This is a genomic window from Campylobacter sp. RM15925, from assembly GCF_012978775.1.
Taxonomy (GTDB): domain Bacteria; phylum Campylobacterota; class Campylobacteria; order Campylobacterales; family Campylobacteraceae; genus Campylobacter_A; species Campylobacter_A canis.
Genome location: NZ_LIWP01000033.1, coordinates 1 through 858, shown reverse-complemented (window position 1 = coordinate 858; position 858 = coordinate 1). Strand labels below are relative to the sequence as shown.

At 37.5% G+C, this 858-nt stretch carries 1 protein-coding gene; it reads left to right on the top strand.

Annotated features, from left to right (window positions below; translation table 11 throughout):
* Positions 1-38: 38 nt before the first annotated feature.
* Positions 39-858: class I SAM-dependent methyltransferase (locus tag CDOM15925_RS09915; protein WP_169943243.1), on the top strand; the 820-nt coding region annotated here is incomplete at its 3' end.

Sequence of the window (858 nt, the reverse complement as noted above, 5' to 3'; positions counted from 1 at the left end):
TTATAATACTGATATAGATTATTATAAAGGTTAAAGATATGGAAAAGATTGGTTTTAACGATGACATCTCGGAAACTCTGCTTATAAATTTGTATTTTAGAAGCCTTGAAAACGAAGTAAAAGAACCGATTTTAAGAGATGAGTTTTCAGGAGAAATAGTTAAAAAGATAGATTATGACTTTGCTAAATTTGAAGCTGGCGATCTAAGCCGAGTAGGAGTTATCATAAGGGCGAAATTTATCGATGATGCACTTGTGAAATTTGCTAAAGATAACGATGAGGTGGTTATCGTGCAGGTTGGCGCCGGGCTTGATACCAGACCGCTTAGACTTGAGTCGGTATGCCCTAGTGCTATCTTTTATGACCTTGATCTTCCCGATGTGATTGCACTTCGCGACAAACTCATGCCAAAAGCTAAGAAAAACTTTAGTATCTCTAGCTCCATGCTTGAAACCGCTTGGATGGACGAGCTTAAAGCAAAGCATCCAAATGCTAAATTCGCCTTTGCTCTAGAAGGCGTTGCGATGTATTTTGAAAAAGAAGTTTTTAAAGAGTTCTTTTTAAATTTAGCTAGGAGGTTTGAAGGTATAGTTGCGCTTGATCTTATAAATAATTTTGCCGCAAAGATGGATTCTAGGAAGCATGATACGCTTAAATTTATGAAAAAAAGAGTTGATTTTAAGATGGGCATAGAAGATCCAAGCGAGGTTGAAGAGTGGGATAAAGCCGCGATAAAGCACCTAAAAACAGGCACGATGATGGATATGCATAAAAACAGATGGAGTCTTAGAGGTAGGATTTTTGGACTGATTCCCGCCTTTAGAAACTCTTGCAGGATGTTTGTGTTTGGGTTAAATT